General features: G+C 38.9%; 6 protein-coding genes. 2 read left to right on the top strand and 4 right to left on the bottom strand.

Annotated features, from left to right (window positions below):
• Positions 1–92: 92 nt before the first annotated feature.
• Positions 93–1,862, top strand: coding sequence for a histidine kinase N-terminal 7TM domain-containing protein (locus DBR11_RS16300; RefSeq protein WP_108553718.1), 1,770 nt, complete (start codon positions 93–95; stop codon positions 1,860–1,862).
• A gap of 34 nt (positions 1,863–1,896) precedes the next feature.
• Here DBR11_RS16300 and DBR11_RS16295 read toward each other — a convergent pair whose 3' ends face one another.
• Entirely contained in the window at positions 1,897–2,193 is a 297-nt protein-coding gene (locus DBR11_RS16295) for a hypothetical protein (RefSeq protein WP_108553717.1), read from the bottom strand.
• A gap of 175 nt (positions 2,194–2,368) precedes the next feature.
• Between DBR11_RS16295 and DBR11_RS16290 the strand changes: the two genes are divergently transcribed.
• The gene (locus tag DBR11_RS16290) at positions 2,369–3,544 is read left to right on the top strand and encodes a tetratricopeptide repeat protein (protein WP_108553716.1); all 1,176 of its coding nucleotides are present in this window, start codon (positions 2,369–2,371) and stop codon (positions 3,542–3,544) included.
• 1 nt (position 3,545) lies between these two features.
• Here DBR11_RS16290 and DBR11_RS16285 read toward each other — a convergent pair whose 3' ends face one another.
• From DBR11_RS16285 to DBR11_RS16275, 3 genes are read right to left on the bottom strand one after another with little or no spacing between them, the layout of a single operon-like run.
• Positions 3,546–4,130, bottom strand: a complete 585-nt coding sequence (locus tag DBR11_RS16285; protein ID WP_108553715.1) for a riboflavin synthase — start codon at positions 4,128–4,130, stop codon at positions 3,546–3,548.
• 14 nt (positions 4,131–4,144) lie between these two features.
• Complete coding sequence (accC, locus tag DBR11_RS16280; protein ID WP_108553714.1) at positions 4,145–5,623, bottom strand: acetyl-CoA carboxylase biotin carboxylase subunit; 1,479 nt, start codon at positions 5,621–5,623, stop codon at positions 4,145–4,147.
• Between the two features lie 17 nt (positions 5,624–5,640).
• The gene (locus tag DBR11_RS16275; RefSeq protein ID WP_108553713.1) at positions 5,641–6,666 is read right to left on the bottom strand and encodes a low specificity L-threonine aldolase; all 1,026 of its coding nucleotides are present in this window, start codon (positions 6,664–6,666) and stop codon (positions 5,641–5,643) included.
• Positions 6,667–6,764 lie beyond the last annotated feature (98 nt).

The raw sequence follows: 6,764 nt of genomic DNA, 5'->3' as shown, positions 1-6,764 counted from the left end.
GAAGTATATTATGTAAATTTATGTACTATTCTGTACTAGTTTAAAATCAGTTGTTTTATTCATGAGAAGTTATTTTTATGGTTAGTTATTAAATGGAATTTACCTTTAATTCTTACTCCTTAACGTTAATCTATTGCGGAACTATAACGCTCTTTATCTCCTATTATGTATATAACAGGGACCGGGGTGCCGTTCGATGGTTTGGCTTAATGATGCTTGCCAATGCGGTATGGTCACTTGGCTATGGCTTTGAACTGGCCAGTTCCACACTAACACAAATAAAGACATTTATCAATATAGAGTACATTGGGATTGTTACACTGCCCCTTACCTGGTTCTTCTTTTGCTTGAAAATGACAGGGAAAGACCGTTGGTTCAGAAAGCCAGTTAACCTCGTGATGACCTTATTGATTCCTGCTGCAACTTTGGTTCTGGTCTGGTCTAATACTCATCACCACATCCACTACAAAGACTTATATATCAGCTACAACAATGATTTCCCAATGGCTGTAATTGTCCCGGGAATAGGATATAGAATTTTCACCATCTATTTTTATCTTTTGCTGGGCACTGGGAGTTACCTGCTCATCAGCAAATTCCGGAAGGCAGATCCTGTCTATAAAAAGCAAAATTACAGCATATTGATGGGTGCACTGATTCCCTGGCTGGCCAACATATCTTATCTACTCGGATTCAGACCACTGGGCAATCTTGATGTCACACCCTTTGCATTTATTATTACCATCTTTCTGGTCTCTATCGGAATCTACAGATTTAGGCTTTTCGATATTTTGCCTGTTGCCAGAGAAAAAGTATTGGAATTAATGCAAGACGGCTTTGTGATCCTTGATCAGCAACAAAGAATCATAGACTATAATCATGCATTTAAAAGGTATTTCATAGTTAATGAAAAGATTATAGGTAAATATGCCATTGAATTATTTGGAGCACAGCCAAATTTTATGCACCATCTGCAAAGTAAAACTTCAGGAAAACTAGATCTGAAAATTGACACTCCGGGAGGGATATTGGACCTTGAAGCAGATATTACACATATGATCGACGATAATTTAAACAGCGATCTAATTATTGTTAAATTTCAGGACCAGACGGCTATCAAAAAAGAATCTTTAAAGATAAAAGATCAGGCGGTTGAACTTCAAAAATTAAACCAGCTAAAGGATAGAATCTTTTCAATCATAGCACACGACCTCCGCGCACCACTTGTCAACTTATCCGAAGTACTTAAGATGATTTCGAATGACATCATTACTCCCGAAGAATTCAAAATGCTTGCTCCTATTTTAAGTAAAGATATCATTTATACCACCGATCTCCTGGAAAACATACTGCACTGGTCCAGAAGTCAACTTAAAGGCTATGGGATTAATAAGGAGCACTTTAATCTACGAAATCTCATTATCAATGAAATTGATTACCATCAGCCCCCCGCATCTATTAAAGAAATCAGGATTGTACACAATGTTTTCCCCAATGTAATCGTATTTGCCGACATGCTGATGATACAGATCGTTGTGAGGAATATCATCAACAATGCTATTAAATTCAGCAATACTGCAGGTATCATTGATATATCAGCCAGCTACCAGCGAACATCAGGATTCATCCACTTACTTATAGAAGATAAAGGCATTGGAATGCCGGCTGAAGTTGTTCAAAATGTTTTCAGTGGGGGAAATATTTCTACCAGGGGTACCATGCACGAGAAAGGAACTGGCCTGGGGCTAATGATCTGCAAAGAATTTATGCAAAGGAACGACGGAGACATCACAGTAGAAAGTGAGCCAGGAAAGGGCACGATTTTTACGATTAAAATACCAGTTGACCCAACAAAAGAATAAAGGTGCCCAAAGTCAAATTTGAGCACCTTTTTTATTAACTGTTGGCGTTATTAATGGCTTGTTTTTCCTTTAAGGCATCAACATTATTCTTATCGCCAAAATTCTGAGTTTTCTCAGCGAAATATTCCAATATTCCTTTAATGGTATCCAGGTTATCGGAAACCCTCTGATGCATATCGGGCAAATCTTTATCCAGTCTTTTATCCCCTAATTCTATATTATCCACTTCTATTTTACCAAGCTTCTGGATAAGGGCTTGCTGTGAGTGCTGCAAATCTTCTAATTCCCTTACAATCTTTTCCATCAACTCAAACTTCTTTAAAGTATCCATATTTTGTTTTTTTAATTAAAAATCAATCCTATTGAATAAACAACAAACTGTATCCCCGTAATGTTTGGTCAATAATACCTTCGCTAGGAAAACAAAGACAATAAGTTTTGGTTTATTCAACAATACCTAATACTTTAGTTTTGAATAAAATTACTAAATTTCATATTCTGCCGCTATGCGTTTAACAAAAAACATATTCTCCTTGTTCCTGCTCTTTATTCTGCCCCTGGTATTGCATGCTCAAAAAAGATCTGTTCCTGATCCTGTTAAGCTCACCGAATATTATGAAAACCAGCAATATACTGATGCTGTAAATTACCTTCAGAACTTTTATAAGGAGGATGGTAAGGAAGTTAAAGTATGGAGGCAGCTTGCCTATAGTTATCTGATGGCAGGAGATCTTTCTAATGCAGAACGGATTTACCTTAATTTACATGCCCTGGAACCAAAAAACATAGCATTACTTTACAATCTTGGTACTGTAAATTTAAGAAGAGGAAACATGGAAAAGGCAGGCAGTTATTATAAAGAAATTCTCAGTATTGATAGTGTAAACTTCAACGCAAATAAACAACTTGCCCTCCTAAGTCAGAAGAATTTGGACTTTGAAGCTGGTAAAGCGGAGGATCAGCTTAAATATTTAATACAGGTAAATAAGTTAAACCCTGCTGATCCGGAGATTGCGGCCACGCTTTCGGAAGCTTATTTCAAATTTAACAGTTTCAAACAAGCTGATGAGGTATTAAAACCTGCGATACAGGCAGATAGTGCCAATCTTCATTTGTTAAGAATCAAATTACCTGTTGCCAGGGCTCTAAAACAGTATTCCGAAGCGATTCAAACCGGCTTAAAGTTACTGAGTTTTGGAGACAGCTCAACTTCGACACTCAACCATCTTGCTAAATCGTATTTTGATCTTCTGGATTATAAAAATGCACTGAATTATTTCCTGAAAATCAAAGGCGAAGATACCAATAACGAGAACCTTTCTTACTCTATTGCCTTATGTTACAGAGGATTAAGAGACGCCAAAAATGGAGTAAAATTCTTCAACAAGACCATCACTGAGTGCATTTCCCCAAGAACAGCTTCCTACTATGGCTTACTTGGGGAAGCTTATGAATCCAATCATCAAAATGATGAAGCGCTTAACGCTTACAAACGGGGCTTGTTGTTCGAAAACAATGGCAGTCTGTACTACAATATTGCGCTACTTTATGAGAACAAGCTAAATGACAAGAAAAACGCAGTAACCTATTACAATCTATACTTGAAAAACTTCAAGGAAATAGATAAAAACCCCAAACTTGCCGCCTTCATCAAAAGTAAAATAGATGACTTGAAAAGATAATTTACCTATTGACCAACCTGGCCACATATTTACCTATGATGTCAAATTCCAGGTTCACTGTATCACCAACATTTACTTCATGCAAATTGGTGTGTTCAAACGTGTAGGGAATGATGAATACAGAAAATTCATTGAGTTCCGAATGAACAACGGTTAAGCTGATTCCGTTTACACAAACGGATCCCTTTTCTACAGTAACATTCCCTTTCGAAGCATCATAACGAAACCTATATTCCCAGCTCCCATCAAGAGTTTCTCTTTTAATGCATACTGCAGTCTGGTCTACGTGCCCCTGAACAATATGCCCATCGAGCCTTCCGTTCATCAACATACAACGCTCAAGGTTAACCTTTTTACCCACTTTCAAATCTCCTAAATTACTTTTTTCAAGAGTTTCCTGTATAGCTGTAACCGTGTAATTGTCTTCATTCAATTCAACAACGGTTAAACAAACTCCATTGTGCGCAACACTTTGGTCTATCTTAAATTCCCGGCTAATATCAGACCGGATCTTGAAATGAAGGTTTGTTCCTTCTTTAACAACTTCTTTAACCTCACCAAGTGTTTCTATAATTCCTGTAAACATAAAAATCTTTAATATTAACTTCTGTTTCTTCTCCAGTTTGTTTCCTTTGACCTCGTTTCTTCAGACAGATAAGGCACCTGCTGTTTTTTTAAGGACAGTACTGCACTAAGTGCCGCTATAAATGCCTCGTTTTCATCCTCTGTCTTAAGGCTTTCCGCGTGAAAATATTTATTTACAAAATGTGTATCAAAATGCCCTGTTCTAAACATCTCATGCTGCATCACAAATTTACCAAACGCTAATGTCGTTTGTATGCCCGTAATGTCATATTCATCAATTGCCCTTACCATTCTGCCTATTGCCTCTTCTCTGTCTTTACCATATGTAATCAGCTTGGCAATCATCGGATCATAGTATATAGGAATTTCCATACCCTCTTCAAATCCATCATCCACCCTTACCCCATTTCCTTTGGGTGTGCGATAGGTTTTCAGCAGACCGATATCCGGAAGGAAATTATTTTCCGGATCCTCTGCATATACCCTGAGTTCTATAGCATGTCCGCTTATTTTCAAATCTTGCTGGGTATAAGATAATGCTTCTCCCCTGGCAATTTTAATTTGTTCTTTCACCAGATCCAGTCCGGTGATCATCTCTGTAACCGGATGCTCTACTTGTAAACGGGTATTCATTTCCAGGAAGAAGAAATCCAGATTCTCATCCAGGATAAATTCTACAGTTCCGGCTCCTACATAGTTCACTGCCTTCGCTACATCAACCGCACATTTCCCCATCTTCTGCCTGATCTCTTCTGTAAGTATGGAAGAAGGTGCCTCTTCAATAACCTTCTGATGTCTTCTCTGAATAGAACACTCCCGTTCAAAGAGATGTACAATATGACCATGCGTATCACCCAGCACCTGTATTTCGATATGTCTTGGTGAAGAAACATATCTTTCAATAAATACCGAACCATCACCAAATGCAGATGTGGCCTCACTTACTGCGAGTTGCATTTGCTCCTCGAAATCCTCCACCTGGTTTACCACCCTCATTCCTTTTCCACCCCCACCTGCAGCAGCTTTGATCAAAATCGGGAAACCGACTTCTACAGCGCGAAGCTTTGCCTCAGCCACGTTTGTTATTGCTTCTTCAGTCCCTGGAACCATTGGAATATTGTATTTCAAAGCCGCAGCTTTAGCAGATAACTTATTTCCCATAATTTCCATGGCCTCTGGTGTTGGCCCAATGAGCACAAGGCCCGCCGCTTTTACTTTTTTAGCAAAATCTGCATTTTCAGATAGGAAACCATATCCCGGATGAATGGCTTCCGCTCCCGATCTCCTGCAGGCCTCGATAATGTTCTCTGCAACCAGATAAGATTGACTGGAAGCCGCAGGGCCGATACAAATAGCTTCATCAGCATATCTCACATGCAAAGCTTCCCGGTCTGCTTCCGAATAAACAGCAACGGTTTTAATTCCCATTTCTTTGGCAGAACGCATAATGCGCAAAGCAATCTCTCCTCTGTTGGCTATTAAGATTTTATTCATTAATAATCTTTATAAAATTATGGAATCAAGTTTTTCAGAATGTCTGCTGTCTGCTCAATCATTTCCGCGGAAACATCCAAATGCGTAACAAATCTAATAGTTTTTGGCCCAGTGGCGTTACATAAAATGCCTCTTTTGTTCAATTCACTGATTATTCCTGCCGTGGAAAAGGACTCATGAATATCGAAAAGAACAATATTAGTTTCCACCGGCATCACGCCCGAAACATATTTTGTTTTTGATAAGACCCCGCCCAATACTTTAGCATGGGCATGGTCCAGAGATAAACGGTTAACATGATGATCTAACGCATATATACCAGCGGCAGCTAAAAACCCAGCCTGTCTCATACCACCTCCAAAAACCTTTCTAATTTTTTTGGCCTTTTGTATCATTTCTTTTGAACCCAAGAGCACAGAACCTACCGGAGCTCCCAGCCCTTTCGATAAACAAACCGATATTCCGTCAAAATAAGAACCATAATCATAGGCCTGGTCCCCTGTTGCCACTAAAGCATTAAAAATCCGTGCGCCGTCCAGGTGGAGTTTTAAGCCTCTGGCTTTGCTAAGCTGATGAATCGGCTCAATATCTTTTAATGTATAACAAGCGCCTCCTCCCTTGTTTACCGTATTTTCCAAAACTACAAGACTCGAATTGGGATAGTGTATATTTTCCTCATTGATTTCCCGCTCAATCATTTCTGCCGTCAAAATCCCCCTTGGACCATTTAGTAATCGAACAGAAGCCAAGGAGTGATAGGCAATTCCCCCACCTTCATAACGGTACACGTGTGCCGTCTGATCACAAATCACTTCATCCATCGGTTGTGTAAAACATTTAATAGCAATCTGGTTGGTCATTGTACCAGAGGGACAGAACAGTCCGGCTTCCATATTAAACAAAGCTGCAAGTTTATGTTCCAGTTCGGAAACACTCTCATCTTCACCAAAAACATCATCGCCAATTCTGGCCGTCATTATCGCCTCCAGCATGCCGGTTGTCGGCTTGGTTACTGTATCACTTCTAAGGTCAATCTTTACCATCCTATTTCTTAAAATACATGAACACAAATATTAGCTTTTTATTACTTTAGTTTCTCATCATCACCTTTTTTTTTACAATTTTTGATTTTAAAAACTGA

Origin of the sequence: Pedobacter sp. HMWF019, from assembly GCF_003061025.1 — a bacterium.
GTDB lineage: Bacteria > Bacteroidota > Bacteroidia > Sphingobacteriales > Sphingobacteriaceae > Pedobacter.
Note: the sequence above shows the minus strand (reverse complement) of the source record. Positions and strands in the feature narration are given on the sequence as shown.